Consider the following 17,060-nt stretch of genomic DNA (forward strand, 5'->3'; position numbering starts at 1 on the left):
ATGGTGCTGGCGCTGTTCCTTCCGCTCCCCGGGCCCGCCGCAGCGCAGGAGGATACCGATTGGCCGTGCATACAACGCCTGGTTCCGCGCATTTCGCCGGCGCAGGTCTGGGGCGGACCGCCGCCAGATCCCACGGAATGGCAGGGCGACACCGAAATCAACCAGTTGGCCTCACAGATTGCGGCAAGGCGCCTACCGGTGGAGGGCGCCGGGGAACTGATAGACGCGTTCGCCACGGCCCAGGATCGAAGCAGACGAGACGATAGGCTGACGGCGCTATTCGGCCGCACATTGGAAATCATCAATGCGGACCGCGCTTCGATCATCGCCGGGATCAAGCGCTTCACCGAGCGGCAGCGGAAAATGGCCGAAAGGATCAGAAAGAACCGCGGCTCCTTGAAGGAGACGGAGGCCGGCGAACGGGAAGACCTGTCCGAAACGCTGCAATGGGATATTCGCATTTTCAATGAGCGCGAACAGGCTTTGAACTATCTCTGCGAGCAACCCGTACTCCTGGAGCAGCGGGCTTTCGCGCTCGGCAGCGCCATCACCAACCGGCTTGGCGAGAGTGACTGATCATGCTCTCCCGGCGCCATTTCCTGAGATCTCTCGCACTGGCCGCCACCATGGCCGCCGGGCCCATCCTCTCCGCAGCAACCGCCGACGGCCAGCCGGAGGAGGGGCTTGTGCCAGGCTCGGCGGCCTCGGCTATTTACGGTTTCAACCAGCTTGCCGCGCTGCATGACGATACGACGCTGATCTTTGACTACCGCCTTGACGGCGATGCCGTCGAAACACCCTTCACCGACAGGATTGTCCTCAATTTCTCCAAGCGCGATGCGGAAAAAGAGGAAGGCGACGCGGTTTTCAACGTCGAAGGAACGATGTTCGCGCAAACACGCAAGCAGACGATCCCTTCCATATCCGCATCGCGGGTCAACCCAATCCTGCTGATCTTTCTGCAGCATGACGTCAGGCAGATGAACGGGAATACGGGTGGCAACGGCGGCTACTTCCGAAACGCCATCCGCCGGGCGCTTCGGGCGCCAGGCGAAGGAGGGACCGACGCGAAGACGGTCACGCTTGGCGGCCGGTCCGTTCCGGCCAAACTGATCACGTTGCGGCCGTTCATGAATGAGGCAAACCAGCAGCGCATGCCTTCCCTGGCCGGGAAGATCTACCGCATCGTCGTCTCCGAGAAGGTTCCTGGCGGCGTCTACGAGATCCAGACGGAAGTACCCGGCGAAAGCGGCCAGACGGTTCTGCTTCGGGAAACCTATCGCTTCAAGGATGCCCAGCAATGAGACGCGTGTTTCTCACTCTAATATCGGCAGTAGGCCTTCTCCTTCCCGTCGAAGGCCAAGCGAACGACTATCCGACCGACGCGGTCGCTGACTATGTGCTTGGTTGTATGGCGGCGAACGGTCAGACAGCGACGGCCTTGCGCCAGTGCTCCTGCAGCATCGATGTCATCGCCTCCTTGTTGAGCTTCGACGACTACACGACGGCCGAGACGATCCTGCGGATGCGCCAGGTTCAGGGCGGCGGCGAAAGAATGGCGATCTTCCGCGAGACTCCTTTTGCCAAGGATGCCATCGACAAACTTCGCCGCGCCCAGACCGAAGCTGAAGTGAGATGTTTTCTCTAAAAACCCGAAGTTGAATCCTGGAGGAAGATTGAATGAAAAAAGATTTCGTCACGCTTGTTGTTGCTGTGGGGTTGGGCAGCCTGGCTCTGACCGGGAATGCCTCGGCAGACGCGGAACGCGGAAAGCAGGTATTCCGCAAATGTCAGGCGTGCCATTCGCTCGAGCCCGGCGACAACAAGGTCGGACCGAGCCTTCATGGCATAATGGGGCAGCCCGCAGGACACGTTGAGGACTATACCTATTCCAGTGCCATGGAGCAGTCGGAACTTGTCTGGGATGACGAAACCATGGGTGAATGGCTCAGAGGTCCAAGAAAGCTCGTCAAGGGAACAAAGATGGCCTTTCCCGGGCTAAGAAAGGACGAGGAGATCGAGGATGTTATCGAATATATTCGGGCATCGTCGGAATGAACTGGGTAACCGTCCGGCAAAAAACATCGCAATTTTTGCTCGGAAAGCGCTTATACTCGGCTCAAGCCATTCGAGGGGGTCGAAGCAACGAAGAGCATGATCGGAGTGCGCTATGCCGTCGCTTGCAAGGGCGGCCTGTCGCAACAGACGTCGTTGTTTCGAATGGCATAATGGAATGCTGAAGTGAGGTCGGCCGACCGATGGAACAGGCTGAGGTAAAACACCCTCTATCAAGCCCACGGCCCATTATTGCCCGCGCTTGGTCCGGATCGCGGAACCCAACGCAGATCATAGACGACCTGACCTCGGGCATCGCCGGCTGCGACCCCACGCTGATCGCCACCTTCATCTCATCGAGCCTGCCCTACGAAGAGGTTGTCGGGCCGCTTTCGCAGGCCTTCCCGGAGGCAACGCTGGTGGGCTGCACGACGGCGGGAAGCCTGACCCAGGACTGCTACGAGGCGGGCGGCGCGATTGCGGTTGCTTTCGACCGAGCATCCTTCAGCTTCGAAACCTGCCTCCTGCCCGACCTGCGCAACTATTCGATGGAACGCGGCTGCGAGGCGATAGAAACGGCTTACTATCACCTTTTGCGCGAGTTGGAGCCGGACCGCGCCAATCTCTTCGCCATGCTTTTGGTCGACGGCCTGTCGCGGCGCGAAGAGGAGATCGCCGCGAGTGCGTATGCGGCTCTCGATGAAGTGCCGGTGTTCGGCGCTTCGGCGGGCGACAACCTGCATTTCGACACCACGCAGATCTTCCATAACGGGCATGTGCTCGAAGACACCGCCCTGGTCGTCATCGGTGCATCCAGCAGGCTTGTGGAGGTTTTCAAGTTCGAGCATTTCCGGCCGACCGACCAGAAGCTGGTCATCACCAGCGCCGATCCCGAAAAGCGCGTCGTCTGGACGATCAACGCCGAACCGGCGGCGGAGGAATATGCCCGTTTCATCGGCGTTGCTCCGGAGGCGCTGACGCCGGAGGTCTTTGCAGCCAACCCGCTGCTCGTACGGATCCGCGGGGAATATCATGTGCGCGCCATTCAGAAGGTCGACGCCGAGGGCGCGCTGCATTTCTTCTGCGCCATCGACGAGGGCATCGTCCTTACCCGTGCGCATCCCGAGGACATGCGCGACAATCTGGTGCAGAACATGGAGCAGATCACCGAGCGGATCGGCGGGCTGGAAATCGCGCTGTGCTTCGACTGCATCCTGCGCCGGCTCGAAGCCGAAAGGCTGGGCATCAAGAAGGATCTGCTGCCGATCTTCAACCGCTACAACATGATCGGCTTCAACACCTACGGTGAACAATACCGCTCGCTGCATCTGAGCCAGACGCTGACCGGGCTTGCCATCGGGAGCGCGCCATGAGCGCGCCGGCGCCTGCAATGCCCTCCCGCCGGGATCTGAAATCCGAGATGGAGCGCCTGAGGCGCGAGAACGACAAGCTGAGAACGATCCGCGACGCTCTTATTCGACAGGTGGACCGCAGCCACGACCTGACGGGCAATTCCTACAAGCTCTTTCAATCGGTCACTCAGATCGAAAGCAGCGTCGAGAAACGCATCCAGCGCCTTGCCCGTGCCATGAGCGAGGCCAAGATCGCCCGCCGTCAGCTGCAGCACGCGATCGATTCCATTGGCGAGGGCTTCATCCTCTACGACAAGGACGACCGGATCGTCCTGTGCAATCGTAAGTACCGCAAGATATTTCCGGAACTCGAAGATCTCCTGAAGCCGGGAACGCACTTCAACGACGTCATTCAACGGGCCGCAGAAATCGGTGTCATTGCCGAAGCCGTCACCGATCCGCAGTCCTGGATCGCGGCGCGCATCGCCTATCACCGCACACGCCGCTGTCAGTTCCAGCAACTGCTCAGCGACGGCCGCTGGATCCAGATCAGCGAACGGGCAACGGATGAAGGCGGCAAGGTCACGGTCGTCAGCGACATCACGCAGTTCAGGCGGCTGGAGGATACCCGCCGTCTCAGTAATCTGGCACAACAGTCGGACATCTTGGCAACCACGGTTGCCAGCATCGCTCAGGGCGTCATTGTCTTCGATGCCGACCTCAACCTGGTCGCGTGGAACTCCCAGGCATCCATGCTCCTGAACGTCCCCTACATGGACATGCACGCCGGCACCAATGTGCGCAAGCTCCTGCGGCTTGTCTGGCGCCATGGAGCTACCGTGGAACGCGCGAGGCGGGAGGCGGTTCGAGAATGGATCCGCGATATCAAAAAACGCCATCCCCTGCGCGTCGAGGTCTCACATTCGGGCGGTCGAGTCATCGCGGCCAACTTTCGCAGCATGCCGGACGACGGCTTCGTCGTGACGATGACGGACGTTTCGCCTCAGATCAACGCTGCAAAGCTCCTGGAGCGAAGCAACGAGGAGCTTGAGAAGCGCGTTCAGGAACGGACCAGGGAACTGACCCGCCTCAACGAGATATTGCAGGACGAGGTTCTCAGACACGAAAAGACGATGGCGGACCTGGAGCGCACCCGGAAAGCCGCTGAGGCGGCCAACCTAAGCAAGACACGCTTTCTGGCCGCCGCCAGTCATGATCTCCTGCAGCCGCTCAACGCCGCACGGCTTTACCTTTCCGCCTTGGAGACATCCCATTTCGTCGGTCAGGAAGGGCACGACCTGCTCGATAAACTCGGCAGTGCCTTCCAGTCCACCGAGGCTCTCCTCGGCACCATCCTCGACATTTCGAAGATGGACGCGGGAGGCTACCAGCCCAAGCTCGCCGCCATAGACGTGGGCGCGTTGCTGGAAACCCTCAAGGCGGAGTTCGATGCACTTGCCCACCAGAAGGGGCTGCGGCTGCGGTTGGTCCCCTCCTCGGCAGTCGTTTGGTCGGACGCGCAGCTTTTGCGGCGCATCATCCAGAATTTTCTGTCAAACGCGATCAAATACACCGAGACGGGCTCGATCCTGCTTGGCGCCAGGCGCAAGGGCCGGGCGCTTTCCATCGAAATCCACGATACCGGTTCCGGTATTCCGCATAAGGATCGTGAAGTAATTTTCGAGGAGTTCAGACGTGCAGTGCCCCCCTCTTCCCAGATGAGCGGACTCGGCCTCGGCCTGGCGATCGTCAGGCGGGCAGCCGACCTGCTCGGACATGAAGTCAAGCTGCATTCGAAAGTCGGGCTTGGTTCCTGTTTCTCGGTCGTCGTGCCACTCAAGACTACGGGTCCCCAACCGCAGGCGCGACAGGAACAGGACGGCGCGGGCATCGACGGCAGGCCGAGAACGGAGGGCCATCTCTTCGTGCTGGAAAACGACGAGAGCGTCGCCCACGCCATGACGACGCTTTTCAGCCACTGGCAGATGGAAAGTGTCACCGCCCCCTCGTATCTGGGGCTGCTCGACCTCGTGCAGCGCAAGGCGCTGACGCCTCTCGCCGTCGTCGCCGACCTTCATCTGGATGGCGATATCGACGGCATCGACGCGATCATTCTTCTGCGCGAGCATTTCGGGCACGATCTGCCCGGCATCCTCGTGACAGCCGACCACTCGCGCGCCATCAAGGAACGCGCGCGCGCCAAACACATCGAATATTTTTCCAAGCCGGTGAAACCAGCGCAGCTACGCGCCTACCTGTTTCATCTTTCCACCGAGGCCGGCGCCGACCGGGTGCCTGCGGCAGGCCCCATGCCCGGCGCCTGATCGAAGACGCCGCCCTGCGCCAGAAGAACGGCCTGCATGCGCGACGGCACCTCGAACTTGCGCAGAATGGCCGAGACGTGCCCTTTCACCGTGGATTCGCTGATCGAGAGCTCATAGGCGATCTGCTTGTTGAGCAACCCTTCGCCAAGCATGCGCAAGACCGTTCTCTGTTGCGGCGTGAGGCGATGAAGTGCGCGGGCAACGTGGTCGGCATCTTCGGCACCGCTGCGCGCACAAGATATGGTTGCCGCCGGGAATGCCTTCTCACCTCGAAGAACCCTGCGCACAGTATCCACGATCTGCTCGGCGTCCGCTTTCTTATTGAGGAAACCGAATGCGCCGTAGCTTTCCACCAGTTCGGCGAGACGCGCATCATCCAGACCGGAAAGCACCAGTATCGGCAGCCGGGGCGCTTCCCCACGCAGTTGCGCAAGCCCTTGGAAGCCGTCCACGTCGGGTAATTTTAGATCAAGAAGAACCAGGTCGATGTCCAGGTTCTCCTTAATCTTTTCCAGGGCTTCCGTCGCTGAATGCGCCTGCAGGACTTCACAAGATTGAAGCCCGTTTTTCAACGTGACTTCAAGCGCCGAGCAGACCAATGGATGGTCGTCGACTATCAGGATGAACATCCGTCACCCTCCTCCTCCCAATTGCGGTGTCGTTGACGTAACACCTCCGTGAAATGCAGGATAAATGGCGCAGCCGACCCGGGCAACATGTGTCTCGGCGTCGGCATACAAATTGATGAACAGTTTTGTTACCTGTGCCGTGAATGGCTCGATGATGCCGATCTGTCAGGCAGTCGTCTCCAACTCCCTTGGCAGCGCGACGAATGCCGTCGTCATGGCGCCTGCTCCTCTTCGTTTCGGACCGCGATGGCGAAGACGCGGCTGGCGCGGATATCCTCGGCGGAGATCGTCGACAGGGTTTCGGCATCGAGCGGGCCACGCGCATTTTCGAACAGCCGATTGGCCTGGCGCAGCCGGGCGCGGTCGAGCGCATTGCGAATGGAGCGGGCATTGGCGAAGTGCGGCTGCGTCCGGCGGGCGCTTACATAGTCGGCCATTGCGGCTTCTGCTTCGGCGCCCAGACGATAGTTCTGCTCCTCCAGCATCTTCCCGGCGATCTGCAGAAGCTCCTGATCCGTATAGTCGGGAAAGTCGATGTGGTGGGCGATGCGCGAGCGGAAGCCGGGATTGCTTGCGAAGAAGCGATCCATGCGATCGGCATAGCCGGCGAGGATGACGACCAGGTCGTCGCGCTGGTTCTCCATCACTTGCAGCAGGATTTCGATCGCTTCCTGGCCGTAGTCGCGCTCGTTCTCCTGGCGGTAGAGATAGTAGGCCTCGTCGATGAAGAGGACGCCGCCCATTGCCTTCTTGAGGATCTCCTTCGTCTTCGGGGCGGTGTGGCCGATATACTGCCCCACCAGATCGTCGCGCGTCACCGAGACGAGATGGCCTTTGCGGATATAGCCGAGATGGTGCAGGAGATCGGCCATCCTGAGGGCCACGGTCGTTTTGCCAGTGCCGGGATTGCCGGTGAAGCTCATGTGCAGGGTCGGCGTTTCATGGGCGAGGCCCATACGCTTGCGGGCACGCTCCACCAGAAGAAGAGCCGCCGTCTCGCGAATGCGCTTCTTGACCGGCGCCAGGCCGATCAGTTCGCGGTCGAGTTCGGCGAGTACATCCTTGACGCCCGACTCTTCGAATTCCGCATGAAGATCGACATGCACCGGGATGTCGTCTTGGCCGTCCAGATCTTGCTGCAGGGCTGGCACAACCTTCCCCTTTCATCTGGTGTCGCGTTCTGCCTTGGGCGGGCCGGCGCTGGGAGCGGCGCCGGCCCGGGGCGGTCAGGCGTAGCGGTTGCCTGCCGGCCTGTCCGCCGCATAGGGCTTCGTCGTGTAGCGGATCGAGCGGCCGCTCGCTTCCTGGCGCTCCAGCCGGTAGCCCGGCTCCTCGGCAGGCCGATTGACCAGGAACGACAGCTTCACCGACTCCCAACCGTGGCTCGCGTCGAAGGCGACGACACGGATATAGCGGTCGCCATAGACCTTGCGGCACTCGTTCAGTTCCATCATCAGTGCCGCCGCATCCGGGTTGTCGAACATCGGGTGGCCCCACATGTCCCAGTAGGTGTTGCGCGGATGCGGGTCGTCCGTGAATTCCAGGCTGACCGCCCATCCATTGTCGATGCAGTACTGGACCTGCGCCCTGATTTGCTCGTCCGTCAGGTCGGGCAAGAAGGAAAAGGCTCCTTGGGTGATACGCATGGGAAATCTCCTCACTCGGCGGCCGTCGCGGTCGGAACGAAGTCCGGCGCGTCGGTCGATGCATAGTTGAACGTGACGTCCTTCCAGGTCTCGAGCGCCTGCTGCAGCGGCTGACAGTGCTTCGCCGCCGCCTGAAGGATGTCCGGCCCTTCGTGGACAATGTCCCGGCCCTCGTTGCGGGCAAGCACCATGGCTTCGAGTGCGACACGATTGGCCGTGGCGCCAGCGGCGATGCCCATCGGATGGCCGATCGTTCCGCCGCCGAACTGCAGCACGACATCCTCGCCGAGAAGGTCGAGAAGCTGGTGCATCTGCCCGGCGTGGATGCCGCCGGAGGCAACCGGCATCAGCCTGTTGAGGGACGCCCAGTCCTGATCGAAGAAGATACCGTTTTCGAGCCGCATCGGATTGAACTCCTCGCGGCAGACATCGTAGTAGCCCTTCGTCGTCGCAGGGTCGCCCTCAAGCTTGCCGACGACCGTTCCGGCATGGATGTGATCGACACCGGCAAGGCGCATCCATTTGGCGATGACGCGGAACGAGACGCCGTGGTTCTTCTGCCGCGTGTAGGTCGAGTGGCCGGCGCGGTGCAGATGCAGGATCATGTCGTTCCTGCGCGCCCATTTCGCCATCGACTGGATCGCCGTATAGCCGATGACCAGATCGATCATCACAATGACGGAGCCCAACTCCTTGGCGAACTCGGCGCGCTCGTACATGTCCTCCATGGTGGCCGCGGTGACGTTGAGATAGGTGCCCTTCACCTCGCCGGTCTCGACCTGCGCCTTGTTGACGGCCTCCATGCAGTAGAGGAAGCGGTCCCGCCAGTGCATGAAGGGCTGGGAATTGATGTTCTCGTCGTCCTTGGTGAAGTCGAGGCCGCCTTTCAACGCCTCATAGACGACGCGCCCATAGTTACGCCCGGAGAGCCCGAGCTTGGGCTTCACCGTAGCGCCGAGCAACGGCCGGCCGAACTTGTCGAGCCGCTCGCGCTCCACCACGATGCCCGTCGCCGGCCCCTGGAACGTCTTCACGTAGGCGACCGGGAAACGCATGTCCTCGAGCCGCAGCCCCTTGAGCGGCTTGAAGCCGAAGACGTTGCCGATGATCGACGCCGTCAGGTTGGCGATCGAACCCGGCTCGAACAGGTCGAGATCGTAGGCGATATAGGCGAAATACTGGCCTTCCGCGTTGGGAACCGGATCGACGCGATAGGCCTTGGCTCGGTATTTCTCGCAGGCCGTCAACCGGTCGGTCCACACCACCGTCCAGGTGGCCGTCGAGCTCTCCCCGGCAACCGCCGCCGCCGCCTCGACCGGATCGACGCCGTCCTGAGGGGTTATGCGGAAGAGCGCGATGATGTCGGTGTCCTTGGGCTCGTAATCGGGCTCCCAGTAGCCCATCTTGCGGTATTCCATCACGCCGGCCTTGTAGCGGTCCTTACCGGTGACGGTTTCCGACTTCCCCGTCACTGTTTCCGAATTCATTGTCATGACGAACTCCTTTCGTCCTATTGTTGGAGCCGCTTTCACGCGGCCCTGGCTGTCCGAGGCTGAGGATCGAGCGCGCCGGACGCGTACCGCCTGGCCATGTCGTCAAGAGCGACGGCCTTGATCTTCGCGGCGTGACCCGCCGTCCCGAAGCGCTCGAAACGGTCGCGGCAAAGGGCTGTGAGCGCTTCCATGGCCGGTTTGAGGAATTTGCGCGGATCGAATTCCTCGGGGTTCTCCGCGGCGATGCGCCGGAACTGTCCGGTCATCGCCATGCGGCAGTCCGTGTCGATATTGACCTTGCGCACGCCATGGCGGATGCCACGTTCGATCTCCTCGACGGGTACACCCCAGGTCTGCGGCATCGCTCCGCCGAACGCGTTGATGACGTCCTGCAGGTTCTGCGGGACCGATGACGATCCGTGCATGACGAGATGCGTGTTCGGCAGCTTGGCGTGGATTTCCTCGATCACGCGCATCGCCAGGATGTCGCCGTCCGGCTGGCGCGTGAACTTATAGGCGCCGTGCGACGTGCCACAGGCGATCGCCAGAGCATCGACCCCGGTCCTCGTGACGAAATCGACTGCCTGATCGGGGTCGGTGAGCAGCTGATCCTGGGAAAGCTTGCCGGTTGCGCCATGGCCGTCCTCGGCTTCCGCTTCGCCGCTTTCGAGCGAACCGAGAACGCCGAGCTCGCCTTCCACCGAAACGCCGGCCCAATGGGCGATCCGCGTTACACGCTCGGTGATGTCGACATTGTATTCGTAGCTTGCGGGCGTCTTGGCGTCGGCTTCCAGAGAGCCGTCCATCATCACCGAAGTGAAGCCGTGGCGGATCGCCGTCACGCAGGTGGCTTCGTTGTTGCCATGGTCCAGGTGCAGGCAGACGGGAAGGCCTGGATACATCTCGGCCAGAGCATCGATCATCTTTGCCAGCATGATGTCGTTGGCATAAGAACGCGCGCCCCGCGAAGCCTGCAGGATGACGGGAGCCTCGCACGCCTTCGCCGCCTCCATGATCGCAAGGCCCTGTTCCATGTTGTTGATGTTGAAGGCCGGCACGCCGTAGCCGTGTTCGGCGGCGTGGTCGAGCAACTGTCGCAAGGTGATGCGGGCCATATCAGACCTCCTTTTCTGGCTGACGGGAAACGGGAACGCCGAGGCCGGGCATGAGGGACGGCAGCACGGAGACCAAAGCAGATGCATCCTCGAGAGTGCCTCCGGTCGCGTCGACATAGATGTCGCCGAGCACGGACAGGCGCATGGCGAAGGTCCGGTCGCCGCTCGTTTCACCCTTGTGGAACGCCAGGTTTTCAAGCAGCACCAGATCGCCGAAGGGTGCCAGGCCGACGCCGATCTCGGCGATCGCTCCAACACAATCGGGGACGAAGTGAACGGCCTTGCCCGTTGCCCGTGCAAGCGGCGAGACGAAACGTTCGAGACTCAGCGTCGGATTGAATTCGCCGCCCGGCGCGCCGATGGCGGACATCACCACGACACGGGCATTGCAGTCCGCCAGACCGCTGAGCAGTCCGGACAGTCCATCCTCGGTCGAGCGATCGAGGGCAGCGCGAACAAGGACCGTTCGGCCTGCGATCTCGGCGGGAGCGGGCAGAGCATGCTTCATCTCGCCCCCTTTCCAAGCAGCGCAAGCGCGGCGTCGGCGACGGCATCCGGCGTGATGCCGAAATGTCGGTAGAGATCGGCGGCGGGTGCGCTGGCCCCGAAGCCGTTCATGCCGACGAAGCGGCCGTTCTCGCCGATCCAGCGATCCCAGCCCATGCGCGCCGCCGCCTCGACGGCGATGCGTGGGCCCGACCCCAGAACAGCGTTCCTGTAAGCGCCGTCTTGTTCCTCAAAAAGCTCCCAGCACGGCATGGAGACGATTGCCGCACGAACATCGTGGCGTTCGAGGAGCATGTCGGCGGCGTCCCTGGCGATCTCCACCTCCGAACCGGTGGCGATCAACGTGACGTCGCGCGGTCCGCTCGTCTCGCGCAGCACATATGCACCGCGCGCCGAGCGGTTCTCCGCGCCGTGCGCCTCGCGCACCATCGGCAATGCCTGGCGCGAAAGCGCAAGCACGCTCGGCCGCCCGCCCGCCTTCAACGCGAGCTCCCAGCATTCCGCCGTCTCGATGATATCGGCCGGGCGGAAGACGTTGATGTTGGGTGTCGCCCGCAGCATGGCGAGATGCTCGACCGGCTGATGCGTCGGCCCGTCCTCGCCAAGGCCGATGGAATCGTGCGTCATCACATAGATGACACGCTGTCCCATGAGCGCGGAAAGCCGCATGGCGCCGCGCGCGTAGTCGGAGAAGACCAGGAACGTGCCGCCGTAGGGAACGGCCCCGCCATGCAGCGCGATGCCGTTCATCGCCGCCGCCATCGCGTGCTCGCGTATGCCGTAATGGATGTAGCGGCCGCCATAGTCACCCGCCGACACCGGTCTCAACGTCTTGGTGATCGTCAGGTTGGAGTGGGTAAGATCGGCGGAGCCGCCGACGGTCATGTCCGTCGCCGCGTTGACGACTTCGAGCACCATCTCGGATGCCTTGCGGGTGGCGACTTTCGTCGCCTGCTCGACATGCGTTTTCCGGAAATCCGCCAGTGCCTCGAAGACCGTTTCCGGCAGCGCGCCGGCCATCGCCTTTTCAAAGGCGGCGCGGCAGGAAGAAGCCTCAAGCCGCGCCTGCCACGCGCGCCGAGCGCGCGCACCCCGCGCCGCCACATCCTCCCAGGAGGTCCTCACCGTCTCGGGGACGGAGAAAGGCGGAAAGACCCAGCCGATATTGGTACGCGTCGCGGCGATCTCGTCCTCGCCGAGCGGAGCGCCGTGCGTTTTTGCCGAGCCTTCGAGATTGGGCGCACCCTTGCCGATCCTGGTCCTGCAGGCGATGAGGGACGGCCTGCTCGACTGCTGAGCCCGCAGGATGGCGGCGGCGACCATTTCGAGATCGTGGCCGTCGATACTGCATGTCTCCCAGCCTGCCGCCTCGAAACGTTCGATCTGGTCCATCGAGGTCGACAGCGAGGTCGGCCCGTCGATCGAGATCGCGTTGTCGTCCCACAGCACGATCAGGCGCGACAGCTTCAGATGGCCGGCAAGGTCTATCGCCTCATGGCTGATGCCTTCCTGCAGGCAGCCGTCGCCGGCGATGACATAGGTGAAATGATCGACCAGTCCGGCGCCGAAGCGGGCGGCCATCAAGCGTTCGGCCAGCGCCATGCCCACCGCCGTCGCTATGCCCTGCCCCAAGGGGCCGGTCGTCGTTTCGATGCCGGACGCATGGCCGTACTCGGGGTGCCCCGCCGTCCGGCTGCCCAACTGCCGGAACCGCTTCAGCTCGTCCATGGGCATGTCGGAATAGCCGAGAAGATGGTGCAGCGCGTATTGCAACATCGAGCCGTGGCCGGCCGACAGCACGAAACGGTCGCGGTCCGGCCAGTTCGGCATCGACGGATCAAGCTTGATGAAGCGGTTGAACAGAACGGTCGCCGCGTCGGCCATGCCCATCGGCATGCCCGGGTGGCCCGACTTGGCCTTCTGGACGGCGTCCATGGCAAGCGCACGGATGGCATTGGCCATTTGCCGTTCGGACGCGACATCCTCACGCGTCACGGCCCTTACCGGTTCTTGAATATTCATGGCAGCCTCCTCATGACATGCGGCGCTTGCGCTCGATCAGCTGAAGGATCAGCGGCGTGAGAATGAGTTGCATGGCGAGATCGAGCTTGTTGCCCGGCACGACAATGGAATTCGCCCGCGACATGAAGGAGTCGTGGATCATCGATAAGAGATAGGGGAAATCGATGCCGCGCGGGTTGGCGAAGCGGATGACGAGCATCGACTCATCCGGCGTCGGTATCCACCGGGCGATGAACGGGTTCGACGTGTCGACGATCGGCACGCGCTGGAAATTGATGTTGGTCTGCGAGAATTGCGGGACGATGTAGCGAACGTAATCCGGCATCCTGCGCAGGATGACATCCATAATGGCTTCGGTCGTATAGCCCCGCGTGGAACGGTCACGATGGATCTTCTGGATCCATTCGAGGTTGATGACGGGGACCACACCGATTTTCAGGTCCGCGTGTTGCGCAAGGTTCACCTCTTCGGTGACGGCGCACCCGTGCAGCCCCTCGTAAAAGAGGAGGTCGCTTTCGGGAAAATGCTCCCATTCGGTGAAGGTGCCGGGAGGGGTGCCGTATTGTTCAGCTTCCTCCTCGTCATGTACATAGTGCCGCGTCCGCCCAGTGCCCTTGCGGCCATATTCCTCGAAGACGGATTCCAGGATTTCGAGCTCGTTTGCCTCGGCGTGAAAATGCGTGAAGTTCGGATTTCCCTTGTCCTTCTCCTCGGCGACCTTGATCTTCATCGTGGCGCGGTCGTAGCGGTGAAAGGCATCGCCCTCGATGAAGGCCGCCTGGACCTTTTCCCGGCGGAAGATCTGCTCGAAGATGCGTTTGACGGACGTCGTGCCCGCACCTGAAGAGCCGGTGATGGAAATGATCGGGTGTCTGGCGGACATGAAATGTCTCCATCCTAAACGCGAAACAGGCTGCGATGACCGAAGAGGGGCGCACGCTCGCCGATCATGCTCGGCTCGGTGTGATAGCGACCGATTTGCTCCACCTCCTTTGCCGCGCCGAAGACCAGCGGCACGCGTTGATGCAGGTCGGTGGGGGTGAGATCGAGGATGCGGCCGACGGTATCGGTTGCAGCGCCCCCTGCCTGCTCGACCAGCATGGCGATGGGGTTGGCCTCGTAGACCAGGCGCAACCGGCCGCGGGCATAGCCCTTGCGCGCATCGCCAGGGTAGAGGAACACGCCGCCGCGGATCAGGATGCGATAGCTTTCGGCCACCAGAGACGCGATCCAGCGCATGTTGAATTCCTTGCCGCGCGGCCCTTCCGATCCTTTCAGGCAATCGTCGATGTAGAGGCGAACCGCTTCGTCCCAATGCCGGTAGTTCGAGGCATTGATGGCGAACTCCTGTGTCTTTCGGGGGATGCTCCGGCTTTCGTGGGCCTGAACGAAGGTTCCGAGCCGTGTCGAGTACACGAAGATGTGGGTGCCGCTGCCACGAGTGAAGACGAAGGCGAGTTGCGGTCCGTAAATGAAGAAGCCCGCCGCGATCTGCGTGCTGCCCGGTTGAAGGAACGTGGCCTCTGGTGTTCGGGCGGCGTCGCCAATCACGGGAAGAATCGAGAAAATGGTGCCGATCGAAACATTGGTGTCGATGTTGGACGAGCCGTCCAGCGGATCGATGGCCAGGGCGAGCGCGGCTTCACCGTCAAGGAGGATTGGGCTATGACTCTCTTCCGATCCGTAAAGGGCCACCGGCGCATGGCGCGCGGCCTCCAGGAAGACCTCGTTCGCATGAACGTCGAGATTGCGCTGATAGTCGCCGTCGGCGTTACTGCGGCCGTTCAATCCCGCGAAGGAAACACCAAGGGTTCCGTGATTGATCGTGGAGTGGATCTTTCTCGCCGCAAGCGCCAGTTGCCGGACGGTTTCGCAAACCGCTGCATGCAGACGGTCTCCTTCACTTTTATGGGAAACCAGAAATGCGTCGAGCGTCGGAGCAGTCATCGTTTCCTCCCGCCGGCAAGCCGGCCTTCCCTCCTGGAAGCCCAGGCGGCGGGGGTATAGTGACCGCTTGGGTACATTAGTAAATTTTATTGTCTTTACATGATCAGTAAGAAATTTTAATGTCCCGGTCATGCTCAACGTCACTTTAAGACAGCTCCGCGCGCTTCAGGCGATCTACTCGTCGGGGAAAATATCCAGTGCTGCCAAGGAATTAGGCCTGACTGCGCCGGCTGTGACACTGCAGCTCAAGCAGGTGGAGGAAGAGGCCGGAACCATGCTCTTCGACCGGACGGCCGACGGCATGCGTCCGACTGACGCAGGCCTGGCCTTCATCGAAGCTGCCCAGGCGATCGGCGAACGGCTGTGCCTTCTCCAGGACGAGGTCGACGCGATAAAGGGCATCCGAAAGGGCACGCTCAGGCTTGGCGTCGTATCGACGGCGAAGTACTTCGCGCCGCAGTTGATGGCCGGCTTCATGAGGGAGTTTCCCGATATCGACATGACGTTGGCGACGGGCAACCGGCAGGAGACCATTGCCAACCTGAAGAACCATGCGGTCGATATCGCGCTTATGGGCCGCCCGCCGAAGGATGTGCCGGTCCGCGCCATGGTCTTCGGCGACCACCCTCTCGTCATCGTCGCCCGGCCGGACCATCCGCTGGCGCGTGTCCGCGACATCTCCAAGAAACGCATCGCACAGGAGCATTTCCTCATCCGCGAACGCGGGTCGGGGACGCGCGTTTCGTTGGAGATCTTCTTAGGCGAGATACCGGGCCGTCTCGACAATCTCGGCACCGAGATGGGCTCGAACGAAACCATCAAGCAGGCCGTGATGGCGGGTCTCGGCATCGCTTTCATTTCCGCGCACACGGTCGCTTCCGAGCTGGAGACCGGGCGGCTTGTCATCCTGGACGTCGTCGGCATGCCGATCAGGCGGCAATGGTTCTCGATCAGCCGCTCGGACCGGACCAAGTCTCCCGCCATGACCGCCTTCGAGGATTTTCTTCTCGATAAGGGTACGATGTACCTGCCCCTCTTGAGCACGCTTTATCCCGATGCCGCCTATAGGGAAGACGGCACAGCCCGCTAGGCCTTGCGGCCCGTGTCGTACGCGCCCTGAAGGGGAAGCAGCACCGCCGCTTCCCGGGTCAGACGTCATGCTGCCTGAACAGGGTCTCCACTGTTCGCCCAGCCGGGATGCCGCGGCAGCCCGTCCTCGGGGATCGTCAGCATGGGATGCTTGGAGTTGACGAAGACCCAGCGGTCCGGCTGCGCTCCAACCTCCGCATCGCGATCCAGCGTCGGGATGTGGATCAGGAGATGGTCCGGGAAGGCGTCCACATAAAGGAACATGTGACAGCCGCAATCCTTGCAGAAACGACGATGGCAGGTCGGTTTCGTATCGAAATTGCGGATCTTGTCCTCGCCTGCCGTTATCTTGAACGCGCTGCGTTCTACCACCGCGATCAAGGCGAGCGCACCTCCGCAAGTATCGGTGCAGTCGGTGCAAAGACAGTAGTGAACTTCGGCGGGCGTGGCACTGTATTCATAACGCACCGGATTGACATCGCACCGGCAACCACCTTTCGCGAGAATAGCCATGTTTCCTCCCTACACTCGACAGTGAGAACGATTTCTAGACCCAAAGGGCGGCCTCTCCTCGTATCGGCAATTCCTTTTCCGCCCGGCAGCAAATTGAAACCCGAGCAAGTTGAGCTGCGCCAATACACGACCCTCTTCACGGCGATGCCGTGAATTCAAACCTTTGATTCTCTTATTAGTTCTGACCGATGCTATTCTCCATGATATTCTTCAGCAATAGTACTTAGGTGCCTCGTTAGGCACGCAGGCGTCCCTCCGGTCTCTGGGGCGCGTTTCATCGTTGCCACGCCCGGTTTTCACCGTCTGGCCATTTGGTTCGACACGCTCACCATGAGGTGAGTGGGAAGCGGGGCGCGTCTTCGGCACCG

At 61.8% G+C, this 17,060-nt stretch carries 17 protein-coding genes; 7 read left to right on the top strand and 10 right to left on the bottom strand.

Annotated features, from left to right (window positions below):
• From GM910_RS07375 to GM910_RS07400, 6 genes are all read left to right on the top strand, one after another.
• Positions 1–576, top strand: coding sequence for a hypothetical protein (locus tag GM910_RS07375; protein WP_159586869.1), 576 nt, complete (start codon positions 1–3; stop codon positions 574–576).
• A gap of 2 nt (positions 577–578) precedes the next feature.
• A complete protein-coding gene (locus GM910_RS07380) occupies positions 579–1,304 on the top strand; it encodes a hypothetical protein (protein ID WP_159586870.1) in 726 nt (241 codons plus the stop codon).
• Positions 1,301–1,648: a hypothetical protein gene (locus tag GM910_RS07385; protein ID WP_159586871.1), complete on the top strand. Its 348-nt coding sequence runs from the start codon at positions 1,301–1,303 to the stop codon at positions 1,646–1,648. The genes GM910_RS07380 and GM910_RS07385 overlap by 4 nt, the downstream gene beginning before the upstream one ends.
• Before the next feature lie 32 nt (positions 1,649–1,680).
• Positions 1,681–2,058, top strand: coding sequence for a c-type cytochrome (locus GM910_RS07390; RefSeq protein ID WP_159586872.1), 378 nt, complete (start codon positions 1,681–1,683; stop codon positions 2,056–2,058).
• Positions 2,059–2,258: 200 nt separating this feature from the next.
• Positions 2,259–3,428 (top strand): FIST N-terminal domain-containing protein, encoded by a 1,170-nt coding sequence (locus GM910_RS07395; protein ID WP_159586873.1) that lies wholly within the window; start codon positions 2,259–2,261, stop codon positions 3,426–3,428.
• The gene (locus GM910_RS07400; protein ID WP_159586874.1) at positions 3,425–5,731 is read left to right on the top strand and encodes a hybrid sensor histidine kinase/response regulator; all 2,307 of its coding nucleotides are present in this window, start codon (positions 3,425–3,427) and stop codon (positions 5,729–5,731) included. Before GM910_RS07395 ends, GM910_RS07400 begins: the two co-directional genes overlap by 4 nt.
• Here GM910_RS07400 and GM910_RS07405 read toward each other — a convergent pair.
• The 9 genes from GM910_RS07405 to GM910_RS07445 form a co-directional block, all read right to left on the bottom strand.
• Complete coding sequence (locus tag GM910_RS07405) at positions 5,668–6,360, bottom strand: response regulator transcription factor (protein ID WP_159586875.1); 693 nt, start codon at positions 6,358–6,360, stop codon at positions 5,668–5,670. The two genes, GM910_RS07400 and GM910_RS07405, sit on opposite strands and share 64 nt — an antisense overlap.
• A 212-nt stretch (positions 6,361–6,572) precedes the next feature.
• Positions 6,573–7,502 (bottom strand): CbbX protein, encoded by a 930-nt coding sequence (cbbX, locus tag GM910_RS07410; protein ID WP_201285426.1) that lies wholly within the window; start codon positions 7,500–7,502, stop codon positions 6,573–6,575.
• An 84-nt stretch (positions 7,503–7,586) separates the two neighbouring features.
• The gene (locus GM910_RS07415; protein WP_159586876.1) at positions 7,587–8,006 is read right to left on the bottom strand and encodes a ribulose bisphosphate carboxylase small subunit; all 420 of its coding nucleotides are present in this window, start codon (positions 8,004–8,006) and stop codon (positions 7,587–7,589) included.
• Positions 8,007–8,017: 11 nt separating this feature from the next.
• The gene (locus tag GM910_RS07420) at positions 8,018–9,493 is read right to left on the bottom strand and encodes a form I ribulose bisphosphate carboxylase large subunit (RefSeq protein ID WP_159586896.1); all 1,476 of its coding nucleotides are present in this window, start codon (positions 9,491–9,493) and stop codon (positions 8,018–8,020) included.
• A gap of 41 nt (positions 9,494–9,534) precedes the next feature.
• On the bottom strand, positions 9,535–10,614 hold the full coding sequence (gene fba / locus GM910_RS07425) for a class II fructose-bisphosphate aldolase (protein ID WP_159586877.1): 1,080 nt from the start codon (positions 10,612–10,614) through the stop codon (positions 9,535–9,537).
• A 1-nt stretch (position 10,615) separates the two neighbouring features.
• Positions 10,616–11,122, bottom strand: coding sequence for a phosphoglycerate kinase (pgk, locus tag GM910_RS07430; RefSeq protein ID WP_159586878.1), 507 nt, complete (start codon positions 11,120–11,122; stop codon positions 10,616–10,618).
• On the bottom strand, positions 11,119–13,143 hold the full coding sequence (gene tkt, locus GM910_RS07435) for a transketolase (RefSeq protein WP_159586879.1): 2,025 nt from the start codon (positions 13,141–13,143) through the stop codon (positions 11,119–11,121). The genes pgk and tkt overlap by 4 nt, the downstream gene beginning before the upstream one ends.
• 10 nt (positions 13,144–13,153) lie before the next feature.
• Positions 13,154–14,026, bottom strand: coding sequence for a phosphoribulokinase (locus GM910_RS07440; RefSeq protein WP_159586880.1), 873 nt, complete (start codon positions 14,024–14,026; stop codon positions 13,154–13,156).
• Positions 14,027–14,040: 14 nt separating this feature from the next.
• Positions 14,041–15,090, bottom strand: coding sequence for a class 1 fructose-bisphosphatase (locus GM910_RS07445; RefSeq protein WP_159586881.1), 1,050 nt, complete (start codon positions 15,088–15,090; stop codon positions 14,041–14,043).
• A gap of 130 nt (positions 15,091–15,220) precedes the next feature.
• Between GM910_RS07445 and GM910_RS07450 the strand changes: the two genes are divergently transcribed.
• Positions 15,221–16,180, top strand: a complete 960-nt coding sequence (locus GM910_RS07450; protein ID WP_159586882.1) for a LysR family transcriptional regulator — start codon at positions 15,221–15,223, stop codon at positions 16,178–16,180.
• Positions 16,181–16,245: 65 nt separating this feature from the next.
• Here the strand turns inward: GM910_RS07450 and GM910_RS07455 are convergent, their stop codons facing one another.
• Positions 16,246–16,692: a GFA family protein gene (locus GM910_RS07455; protein WP_159586883.1), complete on the bottom strand. Its 447-nt coding sequence runs from the start codon at positions 16,690–16,692 to the stop codon at positions 16,246–16,248.
• Positions 16,693–17,060: the final 368 nt, after the last annotated feature.

The organism is Chelativorans xinjiangensis, assembly GCF_009812055.1.
GTDB classification, from domain to species: Bacteria; Pseudomonadota; Alphaproteobacteria; order Rhizobiales; family Rhizobiaceae; genus Chelativorans; species Chelativorans xinjiangense.